We start from the raw sequence: 22,425 nt of genomic DNA, 5'->3' as shown, positions 1-22,425 counted from the left end.
GCAGGTCAAGCAGCGCCAGCGGCGGCACCAGGGTGAGCCGGTAGCGCACATGGCGGGGGCTGCGGTCGAGCTCGGTGAGGTCAAACACCAGGCCGTGCACATAGCGCCGGGTACCTTTTGGGCTGTGCAGTTCCAGGGTGGCCGGTTGCTGCAGCAGGGTGGTCAGGGGCGGCAGCGGTGAACGGCACACCAGGGTGACCGAGAGCGAAAAGCAGCGGCTGAGGGCCTCTTTGCCGTGCCAGTCATACACCGGCTGCGGCCCCAGCTCTCCCAGCTGCAGCCGGGCCTGGTGCGCGTTGGCAGCAGGGGCAAGTTCAAACGGGTTCATGATATTCGTGCTCGTTATTATTGGAAATGTTCGTAAATTCGACGGGTTATTCTACCCAATGGAGAATAAAAGAGGGGCCTGAATGGCGCTGCTTTGAACGCAGTACGTCACTGTCTGGCGTGTGCTTCAGCCGGCATTGGTGTCGCCCTGTGCCGGCACCAGCACGTGGCTGCCGGGCGGGCAGCCGCAGGCCACCTGATCCCCGGCCAGGGCCACGGGGCCGCCGGGCAGGTTAACGGTGCGCGGGGCAACGGCCACAATCGGCCCCTTGCCTGCACTGCATTTGGGGCAGCTGGCCTGCATACCCACCCGGGCCACCGGCTTGCCGGCATGCAGTACGCAGCTGTCTCCTTCGAGCACGCTACCGCCTTGGGATGTCGCATCTCCCAATCGCGCTACCTTTGCCATTTTGTGTGATCCTCCTGCGTGAAATACAAAAGTGTTACGGCTGCGGATGCGCGCTGCGTCGGCAGCCGTAACGCTTCTGAATAAAATGCCCGGGCCAGCACCCGGGCACTGGCATCAGGCAGACACCGGCGAACGCCAGTCGTCGGAGCCGGAAGTGCCGGACACTTCGTGGGTCCAGCTAATGGCACGGTAGGTCATGTACACGTCTTCCAGGTGGGTGAAGTGGGCCATGGACGGATCCTGACAGTTGGGCATCTGCGCCTGCACGTCTACGATAATGGCGTCGGTCAGCTCGGTGGTGAAATAATGCTCCTGGCTGCCGGTGGCAGAGGTGCGGTACCACTTGATGGTGACGGTGGGCAGGCGCTCACCGGAGGTAAGGGCGTTATAGATAAGCGGAGAGGCCTTGTCGAACACCTTGGTAATTTTTACCGGCTTGTGCACGCGCTGGCCGGTGGGCTGGCCAGACTGCACATCACGGGGCAGCAGTACCTGATGCTCAAAGCCCTGCACCAGCACTTCATCTTCGTGGCCTTCCTGATAAATGTTGCCCACGGAGTCTTCGGTGAAAGTGCCGGCGGTGATCAGGCCCTGTTTTTCCCCTTCAATGGTCATATAAGCCGGAGTTGGCATAGTGTGTATCCTCGTGTCGATGTTAATAAAAGATGAGTTCCGGACGTATCCGTATCCCTTTATAAGCCATTATCGTGCCAGTTTTTATTAGTTGTTATAAATCAAAGCTTTATGGTTTTCTGGTGTATTTTTCTTCTCATAAATGCATGATTTTCAGACATTTATGCATGTTTTTACTGAAAATCATGCACGCAGCCACTTGCCGGGTACCGCAGCCAGCACGGGCAAATACCGCGCCAGTTGCTGCAGGCTGGTGTTTCTGTCTTCCGGTAATACCTGCAGGGCGGCGAGCAGTGCCTTGTTAAAACGCCGGTGGCGGCCAGGCGGCTTTGGCTGCCTTGGCTGAGCGGCCAGGCTGCGGGTGGTGTGCGGACCAAAAGGGTGGCTGAGGCTAAGCAACTGATACAGCACACAGGCGAGTGAAAACACATCGGTATGAGCCGAGGGCAGGGCACCGTTAAACAGCTCGGGAGCGGCATAACGTTCACTGTGGGCATTCAGCTGCTCGCGGTTAAGCCGAAAGGCGGCGTCGCTGTGGTCGCTCAGCCTGCCAATGCCAAAGTCAAACAGCAGCAGGTCGTCGTGGTGATCAATCAGTATATTGGCAGGCTTGAGATCGGCGTGGATCACGCCCTGCTGGTGGCAGTGCTGCAACGCCGACACCAGCTGGCCGGCCCACTTCAGGCGCAGTGCGGGTGTTGGCGGCGGCCCCTGCAGCAGCCGCTCTTCCAGGGTTTCACCGGCAATCAGCTCCTGGGTAAAAAAGCCGTAATGGTGCTGCGGGCACACATCATAATGCAGGTGGCGCACCACATTGCCATGGCGCAGGCGCATGCCCAGTTTATATTCTCCCAGCAAGAGGGCGTTGGCACCCCTGTGCTCGCGCATATCCCGGTTCAGGGTTTTCAGCGCCACCCAGGGCTGGGGCTCGCCCAATGATTCCAGCAGCAGATCCCGGGCCTTATACACCACCCCCATGCCTCCCACCCCCAGAATGCGGTGCAGCAAATAACGCTGGGCCAGCACGGTGGGGGCATGGCCCGGTCCCGGGTGGCTGGCCACGGATGAAAGTAACACTTGGCTCATGTTCAGCTCACAAAAACGGCCAGCGCCGTCAGGTTGTCGGTGGCCGGACCATGCAGTACCCGGGTGGCCAGATGAGTGACTGCCGCCCCCGGTGTGTCCTGGCTCAGGCCGGCCACCATTTGCTCCTCACTTAATTCCCGGTAGAGCCCGTCGGTACACAACAGCAGCCGGTCGCCCCGCTCCAGCTCCAGCTCCACGGTTTCCAGCGCCAGCTCGGGGGCACCGCCAATGGCCCGGGTCAGCACATGGCGCTGGGGGTGGCTGCCGGCTTCACGGCGGTTGATGCGCTTTTGCTCTATCAGCCGTTGCACCAGGCTGTGATCCCGGGTTATCTGATACAGCCGCCGCCGGCGTAGCAAATAACAGCGGCTGTCTCCGGCCCACAGGCACACCGCATTTCCCTCCGGGCTGAGCAGCAGCGCCACCACTGTGCTGCCAATGGCCTGGCTGCCATCCAGGGTTTTTTCACACCCCAGGTGGCGGTTTACCCGCTCCAATACCCGATGCAGCGCCAGCTGGCGCTGCTCCAGTGGCAAGGGCGCCGCGCTTTCGCTGTCGGTCAGGCTGCTGCAGGCTTCAATCACCATGCGGCTGGCCACATCACCGCTCTGATAGCCTCCCAGGCCATCGGCCACTGCCCACAGCCCGGCGGGGCTGTGATTAAAGTAGCCGTCTTCGTTGCATGGCCGCACTTTGCCGCCGTGGGTGCAGGCGGCAGAGTGCCAGTTCAGGTGCCGGGTCATAGTTTTGCCGGCAAACCAAAGGCCACCAGGGTTTGCCGGTTGAGCGGATTGGGGCTGTGCCGGCTGGCAATTAAATACTGGGCGGTCAGGCCTTCCTTGTTCAGGCTGGCTTTGAGCACATTGCTGCCGGTCTGGCTTTCCACCTGAAACTCGTCCAGCAGACGGAACAGGCTCCAGGTGCCGGTGCTCTGACGGCTGAGCACATGGTTGCCGGCCAGATTGTGCAGGGCAATGCTGGCCAGATTGCGGCTGGCGGTGCCCGGCCAGGAGAACTGTTTGCCGATAATGGGGCCGTGCTCATACACCAGGCTGCTGCCATCCAGCTTCAGCTCCGACTTCAGCAAACTGGACGACAGGGCCAGCGGCTCCAGTTTGAACTGCAGCTGGGCCTGGCTGTCGTTTTCTGAAAAGAACGACTGCTGAATAATGTAGGCTCTCGACATCTGGCGCAGAAAGGCACCGGAAAACGGCAGGCCTTGGCCATCTACCTGGCGGGCATACAGCCGGCCACGGTTGCCGCTTACAAAGGGACGCAGCACGCCATGATAGAAGCTGTCTACGTTGCCGCCCTTGCCAAAAAAGGCATTGAAGTCGCCCAGGGCCACTTCCTGCTCGGCCTGCTGACCAAAGGGATAGCGGCCGGCAATGCTGTTGCGGTAAGGACGCCACAACTCGGCGGCATATTGCTGCTGAATGTAGTCGTGGGTGCTGCTCAGGGTTAAAAACCAGCCCTGATCCGCCACCTGCAGCAGCCAGTGGCTGGCAGGAGAGGGCAGGTTTTCCATGGCCTGGCGCAGGCGGCCCAGCTCATCCGTATCGCCGTTCATGCGTTCCTTGGCCAGCTTGTAGGCGGCCTGGCCCGGATCGGGGGCATTGGCCACGGCATTAAAGCGGCTTTGCACCGCAAACAGGGCATCCATGGCGTTTTGCAGTGCCGGAGCCGGCGTTTCGCCGTCGGGCAGCAACACGTTCAGCTCATGAAACTGGCGGGCCAGAGTTTGCCGGGCACTGTTGGCATTGGCTTCGGTCAGCGCCGACGCCACCCCCGTGGCCACCAGATTGCGCATTTTCGGATCGGCCTTGCCGGCCAGTTTGCCGCCAAGCTCTTCGGCGGCTTCTGCCGCCCCGGGGGCATTATCCAGCAGCAGCGAGTGCGCGCGCACCGCCTGCAGCACTTCCAGTATGGGGCGCGAGCCGGTGGTCATGGCCTGCAGCTGAGCGCTGGCCTCAGACAGGGTGGCGCTGGGTTTTATCTGCAGCTGGTTCACGGCATTATTCCAGTGCTCGGTATAATCACGGAAATACATTTCTTCCACTTCGCCATAAATGCGGCGAATTTCAAATTCGCTCAGCTCGGTGGAGTCGCCCAGCACCCAGTTGTTATCCACAATGTCTTTCACCAGGCCTATGCCCCGGGCCAGAAATACCCGCTGATAACCGTCTTTGGTATAAAGGCCGGGAATACGGTAGTCATCATAATCAAACACCCTGGGATAGCTGGTAAGCACAGAGGCAAAGGTAAAGTCCGCCACCTTTACCAGTGACTTGTCTTCCTGCAGCATGCGATACACCAGATCGGCGGTGGGCTCGGTGCGCAGCTCGTTGCGGGCACTGATCAACAGTTTTTGGTCGAGCCGGACCGGCTCAAAGCCGATATTCAGCAGATGATCAAAGTGGCCGGTCAGCTGCTGTTGCAGTTGCCCCTGTCCGCTGTAGCGGTACGACCAGTCCATGCCCATCCACTCTTTCAGAAACTCGGGATCAAGGTGGCGCTGCATGTTCAGCATTAAATAGGCCCGCAGGGCATTGCTGAGCACATTGCGGTTATCCAGGTTGGCGGCAATCTGCTCTTCCAGCTGACGTTTAATACGCGGCAGCAGCTGTTCACGCAGTTGCTGATCATAAATCTGCGCGCTCATCTGGTTGAGCACCTTGCCCTGATATAACCCCAGTCGTTCGGTCCAGCCCAGTTGTTCTTCCGGGGGATATACCCGGTTGGCATCCAGCAGGGCGTTCAGCAAGGGCGCGGTTTCCGACAGCCCGGCCACCGCCGGCAGCTGGCGCTGAATATCGTGCCCCTGCTCCAGCCGGGCGGCCAGCTGATGCTGCCGGTCGGTGTTATACAAAAAGCTCTTGGCCCACAGGCCGCCGCCCAGCACCAGCACTCCCAGGGCCATGGCATAGGCCAGCCGGTTGCGCCATTTGAGTTTGTTTTCATAGCGTTTATCCAGCCCGGCCAGCTCGGCCTCAGGAAAAATCACCTCTTCCAGCAGGCGGCGAATAAACAGCCCGCGGCTGGCTCCGGTGCTGGGCAGCAGGTGGCGGGGCAGGCCCAGGTTGCGGCCAATGGCGGCGGTGTCGTTGTCCAGATTGGGCTCAAGCTCAGGGGCGCTGGTAAAATACAGGCCGCGCAGCTGGCTGGCGTTGTGATAGCGGGTTTTGCCAAAGGCCAGCTCCACAAACAGGGCCAGCCGCTCTCCCAGCCCGGCCAGCTGCATGGGAAACTCCAGCAGCTGGCCACGGCGCGACACATCCCGCTCCTGATGCACCCGCTGCAGCACCTGGCTGTTCAGCCGGCGCAGCAGCTCTTCAAACTCCTGTTTAAGCACGCTGGCCTGAGTGCCGTCGGTGTCTTCCTTGAAGGTGATGCCCATCACCTGATCCCGCTCTTCCCGGCTGAGGGTGTCGAAAAACTCGCCAAAACCGGGCAAGCGGTCGGTTTTGGTCAGCACCAGATACACCGGCAGACCAATGGTCAGTTTGTGGTGCAGCTCCTGCATGCGCTCGCGAATGGTGCGGGCATAGCGCTCCAGATCGGCTTCACTGTCTTGCAGCAGCTGATCCAGATCCAGGGTCAGCAGCACCCCATTCAGCGGACGCCGGCGGCGGCGCTGTTTCAGCTGGCGCAAAAAGCCCTGCCAGATGTCGGCGTCCATGCCGCTGCCTTCTTGTTCGGTAAAACGGCCGGCACTGTCAATCAGAATGGCGTGGTTGGCAAAATACCAGTCGCAATAGCGGGTGTGGCCAATGTCGTGGGTCAGGCTGTCTTTTTGCTCATTAACCGGAAACTCCACGCCCGAGTGTTCCAGCAGCGAGGTTTTGCCGCTGCCGCTGGCCCCCAGCAGCAGGTACCAGGGCAGTTCATAACGAAAACGATCGCCGCGCTTGCCATACAGGCTGGAGCTGCGGATCACCTGCAGTGCCTGCTGCATGCGATCCTTAATAATGCCCAGTTCGTCTTTGGCCTGTTTTTTAAGCTGCTGCTCCTGGTGCAGATCGTCGCGTTGCTCATCACTCAGCTCGCGGCGCTGATCCCGGCGCTGCAACAACAGTATGATCAGCGCCCACACCAGCAGCAGACAGCCGCTTACCAGAATGCGGGTGCCGGTGCCGGCCAGCACCTTGTGGTCATTAATGGCCACCATGGGGCCCACCACACAAACCAGCAGGATCAGCGTCAGGGTCAGCAGCAAAGACCAGCACCAGCGTTTGGCGAGGGTGTTCCCAATAGCGGTTAACCGGGCGTTCATGGTGTGTCGAGTCCTTCTTTCACAGTGTTCTGGGCCACCGCCGGCTGAGCCAGCGGGCTGTATAAAGTGGCAATGTCGTTGGTCTGGCTGCTCAGCACCCAGTTAAAGCCGTTGTAGGTGACCGCCAGGCACAGCGCGGCCATCAGCAGCAGGCTCCACACCGGCACCCGGGATACCAGCGAAGGCCGGCCCCGGCTTATTCCCTGCCAGCTGGGCGACAGCTCTTTTTTCACCTCTCCCCGCAGCTGGCGGATCTGGCGGTAAAGGCTGTCGCGAATGGCCTCCAGCTCCAGGGTGCCCCGGGGCAGCAGACGGTATTTGCCTTCAAAACCCAGGCTCAGGCACAGATAAATCAGCTCCAGCAAGTCGAGATGGCGGGCCGGATTGGCAGACAGCTTGTCGATCAGCTGAAACACCTTTTCACCGCCATAGGTTTCGTTATGAAAGCTGCTCAGCAGGCTGTAACGGGACCATTCGCCTTCTTCGCCCCAGGGGGTGGTGGCCACGGCTTCATCCAGCACTGTGCACAGCACATAGCGGCCGGCAATCACTTCGGCATTGTCACAGCCCCGGGACATGGCCAGATATTCAAAGGTTTTAATGTCCTGACTGAGGTTTTGTTTGAGCGCTTCCAGATCCTGATGCCGTGGCTGCTGGCTGAGCCGGGCCTGATGCAGCAGCAATACCGAGGCGGCCTCCACCAGCGGATTGATGCCCACCCGCAGCTCCAGCTCGGGGCGAATGCGGGCGGCAAACACCATGCGGTCTTCCAGCTGGGCATAGTTGGGACGCCGGCCCAGCGCTTCTTCGGTCAGCGACACTTCCCGGGTGTTGCGGGAAGAGTGGCTCACCAGTACGGTGCGATCTTCAAAGGGCGATTGACTCATATCAGCTGTTCCTTATGGCCCAGAAATTCAGTTCCAGCCCGCTGAACTGCCCCGAGGTATGAAAGGCAAAGCCGCCGGAGCTTTCCAGCAGGGCCTTGTCTTCCGGGGTCAGGTTAAGGGCGAAATAGGCAGTGCCGGTGTGATAGGGCAGCTGGCGCGGTGCCACCGGCAACGAGCGCAGGCGAATGCCCGGCAAATGCAGGTTAACCAGCTGACGAATGCGCTCCACCGGGCCCACTTTCAGCTGGTTGGGCAGGGTGCGGCGCAGCTCGTCGGGGTCGCAGTCGGCCCGGGCGGCCAGAATAAAGCCGGCGTTTTCCAGCAGGCCATGATCATGCAGCGGGGCCACCTGAATGCCGTATTTACGCTCCTGCAGCGCCAGTTCAATGGCGTGCTGCTCCAGCACCTGGCTCAGCAGCTGGCGAATATCCTGCATCAGCGGCCGAAAGCAGCTCAGCAGATCCTGATGCCGGTAAAGGTGCTCTTTATTGGGCCGGCGCAGTTCACCGTTATAAGTGGCCAGCTCACCGTGCAGGCTGAGCAGTTCAAGGTAAAGCTGCTCCGGATGCACCTGGGGCTCGGCCAGCAGGTGGCGCAACCTGGGCTCGTTGCGGTTTATCAGCTGCAGCATCAGAAAGTCACCCATTTCACTGCCGCCCAGCTGGCGGGCACTGCTGATGCGCTGGGCCAGCTGATCGCCTCTGTGGCTGAGCATGCTGATCACTTCCCGCAAATAGCCGCTCAGCAGCTCGGAATGATGAATATCAAGCACGGTGGGCTGATAGTCCCGCTCCAGGCTCACCACGCCGTCGGGGCTGAGATCCAGCAGCCGGCACACCGGCAGGCTGGCCCAGTTGTCGGCAATGTCCTGCTCCAGCATCAGACGAAAGCCCTGTCGGCCGCACATCACCTGAGTCTGGCCATATTCGCCGGCGTTGGAGTCGGCCACATCCCGGCTGTAGCCCACATAGCGGGCCACCACGTCCTGCTGATCGGCCCGGCGGGCTTCCACCGTGTTGCCGGCCTGCAGCGGCAATGCCAGGCACACCAGGCTGTCGGTGGCCCCGGCCGGCACGTCCAGTGCCAGCGGCTCATCGCTGTTCTGCAAATCAAACAGGGTGCCATCGGGCAAAATGCCCGAGGCGGCGTTCAGCACCACCTTGCCCATTTGCAGATATTGCAGATCCAGCCGGCGCTGAAAAAAGCCCCAGCCATGGCGGCGGGCAAACAAGCTGCGCTGATTCAGCTCGTGCTGCAAAAAGCGATCATGTTGCTGAAAATGCTGCGGCCGCAGCAGCATGCCCTCGTGCCAGATCACCTTGTCCATGGGCATTACTCCTTGTTACCGGGCTGAATGCGCACCAGCTGATCCTCGGTCAGGCCCAGCTCAATGCGGTTGTGCTTGCCCGGCCGCAGCGGCAGCAAATAGCGCCAGTTATTGCCGTTCAGCTCACGGTAGGCCGCCACCACGCCCACATATCGGGAGTCGGGCCTGAGGCGCAAAAACAGCTGCACGGTTTCGCCCGGGCGCACCGCCAATGACTCCATGGCCACCATGTCGCGGCCCAGGGTGTCGGCGGTGGCACCATAAAGGGCAAAAAAGTCGCCGTTATCAAAGGCCGAGGCGCTGTTCAGCTCAATCAGTTTGATGATCATGGGCGAAGGCCGGCCGTTAACGTCCGGGTTCTGCTGTTCACTGGCCACCAGGCTCAAATCCAGAAAAGTGGCGCTTGGCTGTAAGCTGCAGCCGGCCAGGGTCATGCTCAGGGCAAGCAATAAAAAAAGGCGTTTCATGTTGGTTCCTGTCAGTCGAAATGCGTGGTGGCGGTGGTCAGCAGCTGGGTCTGCTCTTCATAGGTGGCGCTGTAATGGCGGGAAAACAGCGACTGCCGCCATTCCCGATCATCATTCAGGCTCTGATGAAACTGGCTGTAAGCCTGCCAGTAACGGCCATCGGCCTTGCCAAAACGCGGTTTGCTGATGGTCTGCTCAAAGCGGTAGACCAGCCGCTCGGGCGAGAGCTGCTCAATCACGCCGTTAATGGCGGCACGGGTGGCGGCCAGGCTGGCAACCTGATGGGCCTGCAGCTCCTGCAGGCCCTGGCGCAGTGCCTGCTCACCGTTGAGATAGCCGGGGCGGGGGTGCAGCAGCATCATTTCCATGGCCTGCTGATAGTCACTGCAGAACTTGAGCGGATTGTTGCCCTCACTCTGCACCACCGTCATGTTCAGGCGCATCTCGTTTTTAATGTCGGCGCGGGTGCGCAGGCTTTGCATGGTGCCGCCCACTGCCAGCCGCACCATGGCACCCAGCCGGCGCAGCAGCTCGGCCCGCTGCCCGGCATCGACTGTGCTTAAATCCACGCCCAGGGCGTTACCGAGCAGCTGCCATTCGCTGTCGGCCAGGGGCGTGGGGGCGGCTGCCGGCTCTGCCGGTGCGGGGGGCGGGCTGGCCGGCTCCGGCACTGGGTCTTCGGCAATGGCAAAGGCCGGCGGCGGCACCGCATCTGTCATGTGCTCTGTGCTGTCGGCGATGGTGGGCGCATCATCCAGCAGGGAAGTATCGCCGGCAGGCGATGGCTGCCAGTCGTCCGTGAGCGAGCTGGTCTGCTGCCGGCCCAGCGCCTTGATGGGGTCGAGATCGAGAAAGTCGTCGTCGGGAATAATATTGCCGTCGCTGCGGGGCTGGCCGGCCAGATCCTGATACATGTCCAGGCTCTGGCTCAGGCGGGCCTGCAGCACGTATTCGCCGAACACATATTGAGTGCCGTGCACCACCGGCACCGGCTGATTGGCGGGCAGGCGCTCATTATCGGGATGAATAAAGGTGCCGTTGGTGCTTAAGTCGGTCAGCAGAAAATGGCCGTTTTCAAAGGTAATTTCGGCATGCACCCCGGAAAGGTGGCGTCTGTCATCGGGCAGCGACCAGTCACAGCGCGGGTTGCGGCCTATGGTGCCCCCCGCCTGACGAAAGGTATGAGAAGAGCGCATGTCATGGGCATGATCCGGCGCGCCGCTGATGGTAAAAGTCAGTTCCATGGCTTGGTTTCCTGTTACTGCTGCTTGATGACTTCGGGTTGCTCCCGGGGGCCGGGCTCGCCCAGCGGACGATAATGATCGGTGTTGGTGCAGGCCGACAGCAGCAACAAGGCGGCCAGGGCCGTGGTCAGTAAAGGCATGTCAGATCCTCCAGTTCCGTGCGTTAATATGATGTTTTTTCAAGCGGTAATTCATGGCACCCCGAGACAGCCCCAGCTCCTGGGCGGCCAGTTTCTGGTTGCCGTGATATTTATGCAGCACCTGCTCCAGCACCCGCGACTCCAGATAATCAAGGCGCTCGTCCAGCTTGCCGGCACCCAGGTCTTCCGCCGTGGTGGCCGGCAGGGTGCCGGCCTGCTCAAACAGCTCGGGGGGCAGGTGGCCCGGTTGCAGGCTGGTTTCATGACTGTGGAGCAACAGGGTGCGCTCTATGGTGTTTTTCAGCTCGCGCACATTGCCGGGAAAGTCATGGCTTTCCAGCCGCTCCAGCAGCGCCGGCGACAGCGCCGGTGCCGGCAGCCGGCCCTGGCGGGCAAACTCGTCGGCAAAGTGACGGCTGAGCGGAGCTATGTCGTCTTTACGCTCGCGCAGCGGCGGCAGGGCAATGGGAAACTGGGCCAGCCGGTAATACAGATCCTGGCGAAAGCGGCCGCTGGCCACCATGTCGGGCAGGTTCTGATGGGTGGCCGCCACAATGCGCACATTCACCTCATAGCTGCGGGTATCTCCCAGCGGGCGCACGCTTTGCTCCTGCAGCACCCGCAGCAGCTTGGCCTGCAGCGACAGCGGCATGTCACCGATTTCATCCAGAAACAGGGTGCCGCCCTGTGCCGAGCGAATAAGCCCGGTGTGCTCCCGGTCGGCACCGGTAAAGGCCCCCCGGCAGTAGCCGAACAGCTCGCTTTCCAGTAACTGCTCGGGAATGCTGGCGCAGTTTTGCACCTGAAACGGAAATGAGCGCCGGGGGCCGTGATGATGAATGGCCTGAGCCACCAGCTCCTTGCCGGTGCCGGTTTCTCCGGTGATCAGCACACTGCTCTGGTTGTGCAGGGTTTTACTGATCAGCCGGCGCAGCTGCTTAATGGCATCGCTGTTGCCGGTAAGGCCATAGCTCTGGTTAAGGGGAGCCTGCCGGGCCGGCGGGGCAGGTGCACGCCGGCGGGCGCATTCCGCCAGCTGCTGATGGCGGCAATATTGCTGCCAGAAGCTGGTGCACAATTCCGCCAGTGAGGCCAGCTGCTGCGGGCTGCGATAGGCATGCTCTCCCAGCAGCACCAGCACGCCCTGATTGTGCTGGCCGGCATCGCGCACGGGCAGGGCGGTGATCAGGCTGGGCTGAGTCAGGCTGTCGGGACCGGCCTGCAGAAAGTCCAGCCGAAAATGCCCTTGTGCCTGAGCGCGGCTCAGGATGAGCGGCGTTTGCCCCAGCAAAGCGGCACTGAGCAGGCTGTCGTGATGGTAATCCGCCGGCTCGCTGTGGCTGTGCTCGCTGCCAGTGCCGTTGGGGCCGGCGCTGATTTGGCGCACCAGCAGGCTGTGGCCTTGATCCAGCAAATAGATATCGGCCCGCTCACAGCCGGTCAGTTGCTGCAGTCCGGCGGCCCACAGCTGCAGCACCGCCGTGGCCGACGAGGCGTTGCACAAACGATGCAGCAATGCCAGCTCGGCCCCGGTGCCGGCAGGGTGCAAATCGGCAATGACCGGCATCATCAGGTCAGCTCCTGCTGCCCGCTGTGGCATGCAAAACCGTTTGTTTCATTCCAGCTCAGCACCAGGGTATTGGCCGCCTGGTTGCCGGCCTGTGCCTGCAGCAGGGCGCCGGAAATCAGCGGCATCAGTTGTTCCCGCAGCACATGGTCAATGTTGCGCGCGCCGCTGTCGCTGTGGGTGCAGCGTGCACTGATGGCCCCGATCACTTCCGGCGTGCAGGCCAGGGTAATGCGGCGGTCTTGCAAGCGCCGGCCCAGGCGATCGAGTTTGATTTTTACCAGCTCGGCCATGGTGCCCTCGTCAATGGGGTAATAGGGCACCACCGTCATGCGGGCCAGCAGCGCCGGCTTGAAATGACGGGTCAGCACGGGGCGAATGGCCTCCAGCAGCTCGGCCGGATCGGGGCGGGGCTGCTGCCGGCATAACTGCTCTATGATGTCCGAGCCCAGATTGGAGGTCAGCAGCAGGGTGCAGTGGCGAAAGTCGGTGGCGCGGCCTTCACCGTCGTTGGCCATGCCCTTGTCAAAAATCTGGTAAAACAGGTTGAGCACGTCCTTGTCGGCTTTTTCCACTTCATCTAGCAGCACCACCGAATAGGGCCGCTGGCGCACGGCCTCGGTGAGCATGCCGCCTTCACCGAATCCCACATAACCGGGAGGAGAGCCGATCAGCCGCGACACAGTGTGTTTCTCCTGAAACTCCGACATATTGATGGTGGTCAGAAAGCGGTCACCGCCATAAAGCAAGTCGGCCATGGCCAGGGCCGTTTCGGTTTTGCCGGTGCCGCTGGGGCCCACCAGCAAAAACACGCCGTCGGGGGCATTCGGGTTGCTGATGCCGGTGGCGCTGGCGCGCACCGAGCGGTCCAGGGCGTCAATGGCATGCTGCTGGCCGCGAATGCGTTGCTGCATGTGCTCGCCGAAGCGCATCACCTGCCGGCAGCGCTGCTGCACCAGATTGGCCACCGGAATACCGGTCCAGGCGGAAATCACCTCTGCCACCAGTCCGGCACTTACTTCATAATGCACCAGCCGCTGAGACTGCTGCAGCTCAGCCAGTTGCTGCTGCAGCCCGGCCAGCTGTGCCGGCGCGGGGTTGTCTTGCCGGCGCAAGGCCAGCAGTTGCTCTGCCAGTGCCTTTTGCTGCTGCCATAGCTGCCCGGTGGTCTCGGCCTCGTCGGCCAGACTGGCCACCTGCTCCGCCAGCCGGTTCAGCTCGTCTTCATTCTGCGCCAGGCCGGCCTGATGATCCCGCTGGCGGGCATCCAGCTCGCGCTGCAGCCCGGCTTGGCGATACAGCAGATCTTCCAGCGCCGGCGGCCGGCTGTTCAGGCTGATGCGCACCCTGGCACAGGCGGTGTCGAGCACGTCTACCGCCTTGTCGGGCAGCTGCCGGCCGCTGATGTAGCGGGCCGACAGCTCGGCGGCAGCCACCACGGCATCGTCGCGCAGATAGACACCGTGAGTTTGCTGATAATGGGGGGCCAGCCCGCGCAGTATGGCCACCGCCTGTGCCGGATCCGGCTCGTCCAGCTGCACCGGCTGAAAGCGTCGCGCCAGGGCCGGATCCTTTTCGATGTATTTTTTGTATTCCGACCAGGTGGTGGCGGCAATGGTTCTCAGCTCGCCCCGGGCCAGGGCCGGCTTGAGCAGGTTGGCGGCGTCGCTGCCGCCGGCCTGACCGCCGGCCCCGATCAGGGTGTGGGCCTCATCAATAAACAGGACAACCGGCGTGGCAGATGTTTTCACGCCCTCAATCACTGCCTGCAGCCGGCGTTCAAATTCCCCTTTCACGCTGGCACCGGCCTGCAGCAGGCCCATATCGAGGGCGAGAATGTCCACGTTTTCCAGCACCGGCGGCACTTCTTTGGCGGCCACCTTCAGTGCCAGCCCTTCCACCACGGCGGTTTTGCCCACACCGGCGTCTCCCACCACTATGGGGTTGTTTTTGCGTCGGCGGGCAAGAATGTCGATCATCTGGCGAATTTCGCCTTCACGCCCCAGCACGGGATCAATGCTGCCATCGCGGGCCAGCTGAGTGAAGTTGGTGGTGAACTGCTGCAGGGCGCTGTTGCCGGCGGAGGCGGGCTGGCTTTCCAGCAGGCCCTCCATCAGCTGTTTCAGCTGGTCTTTGGGAATGTCGGCCAGCACGCCGTAGCAGCGGCGGTGGGCGTGATCCCCCGGGTTGTTGAGCAGGGCCAGCAACAGGCAGCCTTCCGGCACCTGCTCCAGACGCAGCTCCAGGGTGCTGAGCAGATAGGCTTCCTGCAGCCACTGCACCAGATCTGGCGAGAACACCGGGCTGTGCTCGCCGGGCGCGGTGCGCTCACCGGCATGATGCAGAGCACTCAGCAGGGCATTGCTGTCCAGCTGAAACTGGCGCAGGGCGGCATTTAAAAAGCTCTGCTCATTGCTGGCCAGGCACAGCAGCACATCTTCCACCAGTATCTCCCGCCCGCCGCGGGCCACACAGCGCTCTGCAGCCTGCTCCAGGGCCTGTCTGGCGGATGGTTCAAGGGCGCGCACCAGCTGGTGCAGGTCGGCATTAATCATGTAATCAGCTCCCGGAAATAGTAATGGTGCCATCGGCGCGTTCGCTGCCCAGCCAGGTGGTCCAGCCAAGCCGGCACTCGTTGTTTTCGGCCAGCGCCAGTGCTCTCTTTTGTTCTGGTTTCAGCACCAGCCGAATGTCGTAGTCGAGCGGGTCGCGCAGGGTAAAGCGCACCAGCTCGTTCAGCTCCTGATAGCGGCTGCCAATGGGCAGCAACTCGTAAAACTGCTGCCAGTCGAGACGGCGGATATGAATGCGGAACTTGCTGCTCCGGTCGCGCACTTCGGTGCCTATTACGCAGTCTTGCCCCAGGCTGCTGTTGGCTTGCCCCAGCCGGTTCTGCTGGTGCGGTGCAACGGGCACCCGGCGCGGCACGCAGGGCTCAAGTTCAATGTGCTGATGCTTCAGGTAATAACGCAGCACGGCCTCAATCAATGCGGCGGAGTGGGCACGCTGGCCCAGCAAGCCCAGATAAGACAACAGCCTTTGCCACTGCAGCCGGTCATCCAGGCCGGTGATGCGGTTGCCCAGTCCCATCAGGGCAAACATGCGCTGGGAAAACACATCCCCCGCGCCCTGGCGAAAGCTGGCGGCATAGCGATATTTCTGATAAAGGCCAAGCAGCAAGCGGTGCAGCCGGCTGTTGAACAGCTGTAAAAACTCCCGGGCCGCATCCTGGCTGCTGTCGTCCTGGGCCAGCGGCTCGGTATAAAACGCCGGCAAGGGCGAGCCGGCTCCCATCAGGCCAATGGGGTTAAGCACCAGACAGGCATGCCAGCGCCCCTGATGCTGATAGAAGCGGGCCGATTCCACATCGGCCCCGGCAAACCCGAAAGACGGGTTCGCTCTGAACTCGATGCGGGCAAAGGCCTGTTCTTCGGTCATGTGTTCATTGCGGGCCATCAGCCAGCGGCAGCTCAGCTCCAGCGCCTTGAACAGGCTGTAACGTCTGACGGAGCCGGCAAAGGGACCTTGCGACCCCGTTACAATATGGGTTGTTGTCCCATTCTTGGCGTCCATGTAAAACGGGCTCCGTCTGTGGTGTTAACAGTAAGCTCATGAAACGAGTTGAGGCTGGCGTAAAGCGCAAAAAATTCATTCAGTACGGCACCGAACAGATATAAGTCGCCGGGCCCGGAAAAGTGCGCCGATGACAGGGTGAGCTCGGTGTGGGTGCCCCGCACCGGCAGGCCCTGCCACAGGCGATCGGTGCGCTGATGAGTAATGGCCTGAATGCCGTTAAGCATGTGCCGGGTGCGGCGGGCGGCGGCTTCATCAAAGGGCGCACAGAAGTCGTAGGTTTCCAGCACCACCCGCAGGGCATCGGGATTGGTGAGAGAAATGTAGTTCAGCGACATATTGGAAATAAGCCGCCATAAGCCTTCCCCCTGTAGGGGCGGCGGATAGCAGCGGGTGGCCGGACGAATGTTTTTAAACCGGGCAAAACCGGGGGTGGTATCGGTGGCAACGCAGATATCGCCCACCTCCAGCTCGCTGGGCAGATCCTGATTGCAGCACTGCAGCTCCACCGACATGGTCTCGGTATAAAACTCGATGCCGGGCTGATGAAAGCTGAGCCAGGTTTCCAGTTTGCGCGAGTCCAGGCCGGGTTTGCGGTGCACACCAAAATAGGGCCGGTTGGTGTAGTCGCTGTGTTCAAACGACTCAAAGGCCACATATTCCCGGCAGTTACGGCCACCGGGCTGCCAGCCCTGCACCCGGCCAACACTCACCACACTGCTGTATTCCGGCGGCAGGGCGGCGGGCAGCAGGCGGTAATGGGTCTGGCGATGATCCATGCGAACGGGCACGGCATCGTGCTCAAACAGGTTAATGGCCGGTGTGCAGTAAAGCCTTATCTGATCCCGGTGCGGAGCAAAACGGGCCAGCGGCAGCCGGCTGAGGGTAAAGCGCAGCTCCAGCCGGCGGCAGGCCTGGTGCGCCGCCGTGTTGTGGTGGGTGACGTCCAGGCCGTTAACATCCACAAACATCAGCTTTTCGGGAAAGCAGAAATACTCCTGCAAGTGCCGGTAGCCGCTGAAGGTGTTCAGTGAATAGGGCAGCAGGGCCTGATCGTCTCCAAAGCCGGCGGGGCTGATGCACTGACGGCCCAGTGAATAGCGCTGCAGCGGCTCGTTGTGCTCATCAAACAGGTGCAACTCAGCCTGCTCCAGGTATTCCAGCAGGCTCAGATACAGAGTCGACGATACCTGCCGGTCTCCGGCCAGATGCAGGCGCAGGCTGTCAAGTTGCATGCCCGGCAGATCCGCCTGCTCCGCAATATGCAGGTGCATGATCAGAGTGCCTCCCTCGCCGGCGGGGGCAAATTCGAGCTGCTCATGACGCAGCGGAAGCAGCGTCACTGAATAGCAGGTGCGAAACGGACAGCTGATCCCATGGCGCGGTTTGCTGGTTACCTCAGTGTGCCGGGGCACCATGCGGGCGCTGGTTAAATCTTCCAGCGGTTCAAACTCCAGCATGGTTAATGCCGGCACCGGCTGCAGATAATTGGGCCACAGCAGCTGCATTAATGAATGGCTCAGCTCCGGCAGCTCGTCATCCAGGCGCTGGCGCAAACGGCCGGTCAGAAAGGCAAAGCCTTCCAGCAGCCGTTCTACGTCGGGGTCCCTTCCTTCATGGCCCAAAAAGGGGGCCAGGGCCGGATTGCGCTCTGAAAACGCCTTGCCCTGCTCCCGCAGTGCCTGCAGTTCGTCCTGGTAATAGCGGTTCAGCGACATCTTAATACACCTTTATTTTGCCGCCGCCGCTGAGGTCGGCATCAAAGGCGATGGGAAAGCGGCTGCCATCCACCTCTACATTGCCACTGATATGAAAACGCATTTTCAGCGGCGAGGCCGGGTTGGCCTCCATGCTGACACTGGGTTGATGCAGGCGGGGCTCATAACGCCGAATGGTGTCTTCAATATGTGCACGAATGCTGATCATGGCGTCGTGCACACTTAAATGAATCTGGTTCAGATCCGGCAGGCCGTAATCGGGCTGGGTCATCACAGAGCCGGCCCGGGTGCTGAGCAACTTGGCCAGATGACTGGAAATGGACGCCGCCAGCGCATCTTCTGCCGGCAGGTGCTCCCTGCCGGCATGCTCGCCGGTTAAACGCTCAAACAGACTGCCGGATCTCATGGTTTATTCCTTGTCCAGCTTGCCGACCAGCGACAGCGTGAAGTCGGCACCCATGTATTTAAAGTGGGGGCGAATGGACAAATTCACTCGGTACCAGCCCGGCTCGCCGCTGACGTCTTCCACCTGCACCCGGGCGGCCCGCAGCGGGCGGCGGCCACGCACTTCGGCGGGCGGGTTTTCCTGATCGGCCACATACTGGCGAATCCAGGTGTTAAGCTCGGCTTCCAGATCCGAGCGCTCTTTCCAGCTGCCAATCTGCTCCCGCTGCAATACCTTGATGTAGTGCGCCAGACGGCTGACCACAAACAAATAAGGCAGCTGAGTGCCCAGCTTGTAGTTCAGCTCGGCTGCTTTGCCTTCCTCGGAAATACCAAAGAACTTGGGCTTCTGGGTAGAGTTGGCGGAGAAAAAGGCGGCATTGTCGGAGCCTTTGCGCATGGTGAGCGAGATAAAGCCTTCTTCTGCCAGCTCATACTCCTTGCGGTCCGATACCAGCACCTCGGTGGGAATTTTGGTCTCGATTTCGCCCATGCTTTCAAAATGATGCAGGGGCAGATCTTCCACCGCACCGCCACTGCGCGGGCCGATAATGTTGGGGCACCAGCGGAATTTGGCAAAGCTGTCGGTCAGGCGGCTGGCAAAGGCAAAGGCGGTGTTGCCCCACAGGTAATGCTCGTGAGAGGACGATACATCTTCCTGATAAACAAAGCTTTTAACCGGGTTGGCTTCCGGATCGTAAGGCTGGCGCAGCAAAAAACGGGGCAGAGTAAGGCCCACATAGCGGGCGTCTTCCTGTTCGCGAAAGCTCTGCCATTTGGTAAACAGCGGCCCTTCAAAGTGATCTTTCAGATCCTTCATGTCGGGCAGGCCTTCAAAACTCTCCAGGCCAAAGAACTGCGGGCCGGCAGCCCCGATAAAGGGCGCGTGAGACATGGCCGACACCGCAGCCACGCCCTGCAGGGTTTTAATGTCGGGGGCCGACGGACCAAACTCATAGTTGGCAATAATGGCACCCACGGGCTCGCCGCCGAACTGACCGTATTCGGCAGTGTAGATATGTTTGTAAAGGCCGCTTTGAGTGATCTCGGGGGCGTCTTCAAAGTCTTCCAGCAAGTCGGCCTTGGAGGCATTCAGCAGCTCAATGCGAATGTTTTCACGAAAGTTGGTGCGATCCACCAGCAGCTTGAGGCCGCGCCAGGCCGATTCCATTTTCTGAAACTGCTCATGGTGCAGAATGGCATCGACCTGTTTGCTTAAACGGGCATCAATTTCGGTGATCATGCGGTCAACCAGGGCTTTTTTCACCGGCTCGTTCTGGTTGTGCGGTTTCAGCAGCTCTTCGATAAAGGCACCCACACCACGCTTGGCAATGCCGTAGGCTTCGTCGTTGGGGTTGAGCCGGGTTTCGGCAATAATCTGCTCAAGAATGCCGCTGCTTTCTGCATGTTGCTGGCTGTCCAGCCGGGCGGTTTCAGTCATCTGTCCCGTTCCTTGTTAGTTATTGAGAGTTGCTCAGGCCCAGCTCGGCCAGAACTTGTTCGCGGGCGTCCTTGTCTTGCAGCACCGATTCAATGGCCTTGCGAAAGGCCGGCGCATTGCCAAGGGGGCCTTTCAGGGCCACCAGTGCATCGCGCAGCTCCATCAGGGCTTTCAGCTCCGGCACCTGCTCCACCACGCTGGCGGGGTTGAAGTCTTTCAGCTCGCTGAACGATAAATTCACCGGCAGCTCGGCATCGGGATCCGACTCGTCCAGGGTGTTGGGCACCGACAGGCTGAGCGACAGCTCCTGTTTGGCCAGCACTTCATTGAAGTTGTTCTTGTCGATGCTGACCGGGCTGCGCTCTTCAATCTGGCGGTCGTCTTCGCGCTGGGTAAAGTCGCCCAGCACCATGAGTTTGAGCGGCAGCTCCATTTCTTCCTGGGCATCACCGGTATCGGGCTTAAATGTGACGTTGATGCGCTCCTTGGGGGCGACGCTACCTTCTTTTGCCATGGGGCTTCTCCTTCAGGGTTAAAATTCCAGGCCCGCGCACACATCCAGGTTGCACAGGCGCTCGTGTATTTCTTGCCGCCATGCCGGCGCGTCTTCCTTGCGGGGCCGTTTGTCCAGCGCGGCCAGCAACAACTGGCACAGCTCCAGCCCAAGGGCCGGATCCCACTGCCACAAATTCCGTTGCTCAAACTCCTGATACAAGGGCCTGAGCAAAGAGACCGCCGCATTGTGGTGCTGGTCGAGCACACACAAGCGCGCCATGGCCAGCCGCCAGCCGGCGGCATCACGGCCTTTGCCGGCAACACGGGCGGCCTGTTGCAAGGGGTGCAGCGCCGGCCCCAGACCTTGCTGCGGCAGTTGCTCCATGGCGTTTTCAAGGGCCTGTTGCAGCTCGTCTGAATGCAGCTGAGGCAGGCTGAGCGTGGCGGGCTGTGTGGCCGGTTTGCGGGCCGCGCCCAGCCACTCCCGTGTGTGCTGAGCGGCAAAGGGAGTGCCGTCGTCAAAGCTGAGCTCAACCAGGGCCGGAAAGGCGCGGGTAAAATACTGTGTTTGATCAAGCACTTCATCGGCGGCGGCGTGCCAGTTGAGCGCCTTCAGGCACTGCCAGCTCATATGGTGGCCGTCCAGCCAGAAGGGGGCTTTGGTCAGGCTGATTTCCAGTTCATCCAGCAGCGCGGCCACATCGCCTTGCTGCAGGCGATCGCGATAGCTCAGCAGTTTGTTGGCGGGCAGCGGCTTAAGCTGAGTGCGACCGTCGCTGCCGGCACCGGGCAGGGCACTGATAGCCGACCAGGTAAGCACCCGTGCCAGCCGAAAGCGCCGCACATCGGCGGGGTTGTCTTTTTGCCAGAAACTGGCCAGACGGCGGGCCGCGTCTTGCAGCTGGCGCAGCAGTTTGGCCGCGTCCCGCTCGCTGGCCACCGCAGCGGCAATGGGCTCATCCAGTGATGGCGGTGCCGCTGCAGGCATCGCAGTGGCCGCCGTGGCCGTGACCGGTGCGCCGGCAGGGGAGGGCGAGGCTGCCAGGCGCTGCTCTTGCTGCCGGCAACGGCGCATCAGTGCCGCCAGCTCTTCCGGCGGTGACGCCAGCTGTGCCGAAAGGGTTTCATCCAGCTCTGCCATGGCGGCGTGCAAGCGCTTTAACTGCTCCGCCGGGCAGTTAAGGGTGTCTTCATTTAATTCGCTGTCCAGTACATTCAGCAGGCCCTGAATGGCCGCCATGCGGGCGCGGGGTTTGCGCGGAAAACAGTCCGCCCAGAAATGACCACACAGTGCCGCCAGAAAGTGGCAGCCGCGCTCCAGCCCGGCGGCACCGTCCAGCTGCCACCAGGCACGCACCAGCCAGCAGCCAAGACGTAAATCCTTGGACTTTTCCATCAGCAGGTTTTGTGTTTGTTCAGCTACCCACTGCCAGTCCGGCTGTTCACGGTGGTAAAGATTGCTGAGTTTGCCGATCTCCCGCTCTATCAGCTCAAACTCATCGTCGTAGCGGCAATCTTCACCACAGGCATGGTCACCGGGAACAGGCTGAAGCAGTCTATTCCACGAGGTCATTTCATGTATCCCAAAATAGAAGTCTGGTTATTGTTTTTGTTTAATAATTTTCGTGCGAATCCTGTGCGGGCAGAATTCTACATGGTTAGTTGCAAAATCCAACACATAATGTAAATTTTCTTTATGTCAATTAAATGACGCTTCCTCTCACGCCTGCTGGCTATTAACTTTTGCCGTGTTTTGATTTAAGGTGACCGCCCTGAATTCGATCTTGATGTGTAACATCATGATTTTCTAAGCTAATTTTTCCACCTTGAGCGTCTTTCGCCGGGGGGGGAGGCCATCTTTCAACCTGGGTTTAATATTGCTGTGTCGCAACCTTGGTAGTGTGGTTCTTTAATCCCGCGCTGTGTGTATGGCCTTTATGGTGCGGTTGGTTTGCAGGTTGCGACAATGAGTGTCGCAATTGGTAATTTTATTTGTTTGGTTTTTATTTTCATAAAAATGTAATAACGACAGTTTTTGACGCATTAACTTTATGAGCACGACATTCATGAGCACAGTTAATTCAGCCCCTGCCGCTAACGCGCATCAGGCCCGGCTGCAGCTGGGAGAGCTGGGGCCGCAGCCGGTGTATGACTGGCACGGCAAAGAGGCCCTCAGCCGCTGCTTTTCGCTCTCGGTCACCCTGGTGTGCCGTTCGCCGCTGCCGCCCCTGACCACCCTGCTGCAGCAACCGGCCACCCTGGAACTGCACAGCCCAAAAGGTACCCGGCGCTATGTGCACGGCCTGGTGTTTGACCTCACCGAGCTCGACCGCAGCCCCCGCCATGTGCGCTACCGGCTCACCCTGGTGCCGCCGCTGGCGCTGCTTGACCTGC

At 60.8% G+C, this 22,425-nt stretch carries 20 protein-coding genes; 1 reads left to right on the top strand and 19 read right to left on the bottom strand.

The genetic code is table 11. From position 1 onward, the window contains the following. From G364_RS0115875 to tssA, 19 genes are all read right to left on the bottom strand, one after another. A partial coding sequence (locus tag G364_RS0115875) for a contractile injection system protein, VgrG/Pvc8 family (protein WP_026344961.1) occupies positions 1-328 on the bottom strand: 328 nt, incomplete at its 3' end. Positions 329-454: 126 nt separating this feature from the next. Beyond that, a complete protein-coding gene (locus G364_RS0115870; protein WP_026344960.1) occupies positions 455-736 on the bottom strand; it encodes a PAAR domain-containing protein in 282 nt (93 codons plus the stop codon). A gap of 114 nt (positions 737-850) precedes the next feature. Then, positions 851-1,369 carry an Hcp family type VI secretion system effector gene (locus G364_RS0115865; RefSeq protein ID WP_019936121.1) on the bottom strand — a complete coding sequence of 173 codons (519 nt, stop codon included), beginning with the start codon at positions 1,367-1,369 and terminating at the stop codon, positions 851-853. A 183-nt stretch (positions 1,370-1,552) separates the two neighbouring features. After that, the gene (locus tag G364_RS16695; protein ID WP_019936120.1) at positions 1,553-2,455 is read right to left on the bottom strand and encodes a serine/threonine-protein kinase; all 903 of its coding nucleotides are present in this window, start codon (positions 2,453-2,455) and stop codon (positions 1,553-1,555) included. 2 nt (positions 2,456-2,457) lie between these two features. Next, complete coding sequence (locus tag G364_RS0115855; protein ID WP_019936119.1) at positions 2,458-3,198, bottom strand: PP2C family protein-serine/threonine phosphatase; 741 nt, start codon at positions 3,196-3,198, stop codon at positions 2,458-2,460. After that, on the bottom strand, positions 3,195-6,728 hold the full coding sequence (tssM, locus tag G364_RS0115850; RefSeq protein ID WP_019936118.1) for a type VI secretion system membrane subunit TssM: 3,534 nt from the start codon (positions 6,726-6,728) through the stop codon (positions 3,195-3,197). Before tssM ends, G364_RS0115855 begins: the two co-directional genes overlap by 4 nt. Next, positions 6,725-7,615 (bottom strand): type IVB secretion system protein IcmH/DotU, encoded by an 891-nt coding sequence (gene icmH, locus G364_RS0115845; RefSeq protein WP_019936117.1) that lies wholly within the window; start codon positions 7,613-7,615, stop codon positions 6,725-6,727. The genes tssM and icmH overlap by 4 nt, the downstream gene beginning before the upstream one ends. Before the next feature lies 1 nt (position 7,616). Next, complete coding sequence (tssK, locus tag G364_RS0115840) at positions 7,617-8,942, bottom strand: type VI secretion system baseplate subunit TssK (RefSeq protein ID WP_019936116.1); 1,326 nt, start codon at positions 8,940-8,942, stop codon at positions 7,617-7,619. Positions 8,943-8,947: 5 nt separating this feature from the next. Beyond that, a complete protein-coding gene (tssJ, locus tag G364_RS16690; RefSeq protein WP_019936115.1) occupies positions 8,948-9,409 on the bottom strand; it encodes a type VI secretion system lipoprotein TssJ in 462 nt (153 codons plus the stop codon). Between the two features lie 11 nt (positions 9,410-9,420). Next, entirely contained in the window at positions 9,421-10,653 is a 1,233-nt protein-coding gene (gene tagH, locus G364_RS0115830; RefSeq protein ID WP_019936114.1) for a type VI secretion system-associated FHA domain protein TagH, read from the bottom strand. Between the two features lie 14 nt (positions 10,654-10,667). Continuing rightward, entirely contained in the window at positions 10,668-10,793 is a 126-nt protein-coding gene (locus tag G364_RS17510) for a hypothetical protein (RefSeq protein WP_019936113.1), read from the bottom strand. A 1-nt stretch (position 10,794) separates the two neighbouring features. Next, positions 10,795-12,363 carry a sigma-54 interaction domain-containing protein gene (locus G364_RS0115820; protein ID WP_019936112.1) on the bottom strand — a complete coding sequence of 523 codons (1,569 nt, stop codon included), beginning with the start codon at positions 12,361-12,363 and terminating at the stop codon, positions 10,795-10,797. Then, positions 12,363-14,915: a type VI secretion system ATPase TssH gene (gene tssH, locus G364_RS0115815; RefSeq protein WP_019936111.1), complete on the bottom strand. Its 2,553-nt coding sequence runs from the start codon at positions 14,913-14,915 to the stop codon at positions 12,363-12,365. The genes G364_RS0115820 and tssH overlap by 1 nt, the downstream gene beginning before the upstream one ends. Before the next feature lie 4 nt (positions 14,916-14,919). Continuing rightward, entirely contained in the window at positions 14,920-15,933 is a 1,014-nt protein-coding gene (tssG, locus tag G364_RS0115810) for a type VI secretion system baseplate subunit TssG (RefSeq protein ID WP_019936110.1), read from the bottom strand. Further along, on the bottom strand, positions 15,897-17,651 hold the full coding sequence (gene tssF, locus G364_RS0115805; RefSeq protein ID WP_019936109.1) for a type VI secretion system baseplate subunit TssF: 1,755 nt from the start codon (positions 17,649-17,651) through the stop codon (positions 15,897-15,899). The genes tssG and tssF overlap by 37 nt, the downstream gene beginning before the upstream one ends. Before the next feature lies 1 nt (position 17,652). Further along, complete coding sequence (gene tssE / locus G364_RS0115800) at positions 17,653-18,057, bottom strand: type VI secretion system baseplate subunit TssE (RefSeq protein ID WP_019936108.1); 405 nt, start codon at positions 18,055-18,057, stop codon at positions 17,653-17,655. Between the two features lie 3 nt (positions 18,058-18,060). Next, complete coding sequence (gene tssC / locus G364_RS0115795; protein ID WP_019936107.1) at positions 18,061-19,536, bottom strand: type VI secretion system contractile sheath large subunit; 1,476 nt, start codon at positions 19,534-19,536, stop codon at positions 18,061-18,063. A gap of 19 nt (positions 19,537-19,555) precedes the next feature. Then, complete coding sequence (gene tssB / locus G364_RS0115790) at positions 19,556-20,050, bottom strand: type VI secretion system contractile sheath small subunit (protein WP_019936106.1); 495 nt, start codon at positions 20,048-20,050, stop codon at positions 19,556-19,558. Positions 20,051-20,068: 18 nt separating this feature from the next. Further along, the gene (tssA, locus tag G364_RS0115785) at positions 20,069-21,604 is read right to left on the bottom strand and encodes a type VI secretion system protein TssA (protein ID WP_019936105.1); all 1,536 of its coding nucleotides are present in this window, start codon (positions 21,602-21,604) and stop codon (positions 20,069-20,071) included. Positions 21,605-22,097: 493 nt separating this feature from the next. Here tssA and G364_RS16685 point away from each other — a divergent pair. Beyond that, a partial coding sequence (locus G364_RS16685) for a contractile injection system protein, VgrG/Pvc8 family (RefSeq protein WP_040614677.1) occupies positions 22,098-22,425 on the top strand: 328 nt, incomplete at its 3' end.

Origin of the sequence: Oceanimonas smirnovii ATCC BAA-899 (genome assembly GCF_000381965.1) — a bacterium.
GTDB lineage: Bacteria > Pseudomonadota > Gammaproteobacteria > Enterobacterales > Aeromonadaceae > Oceanimonas > Oceanimonas smirnovii.
The sequence above is the reverse complement of the archived record's forward strand: the minus strand, read 5'-3'. Positions and strand labels throughout refer to the sequence as shown.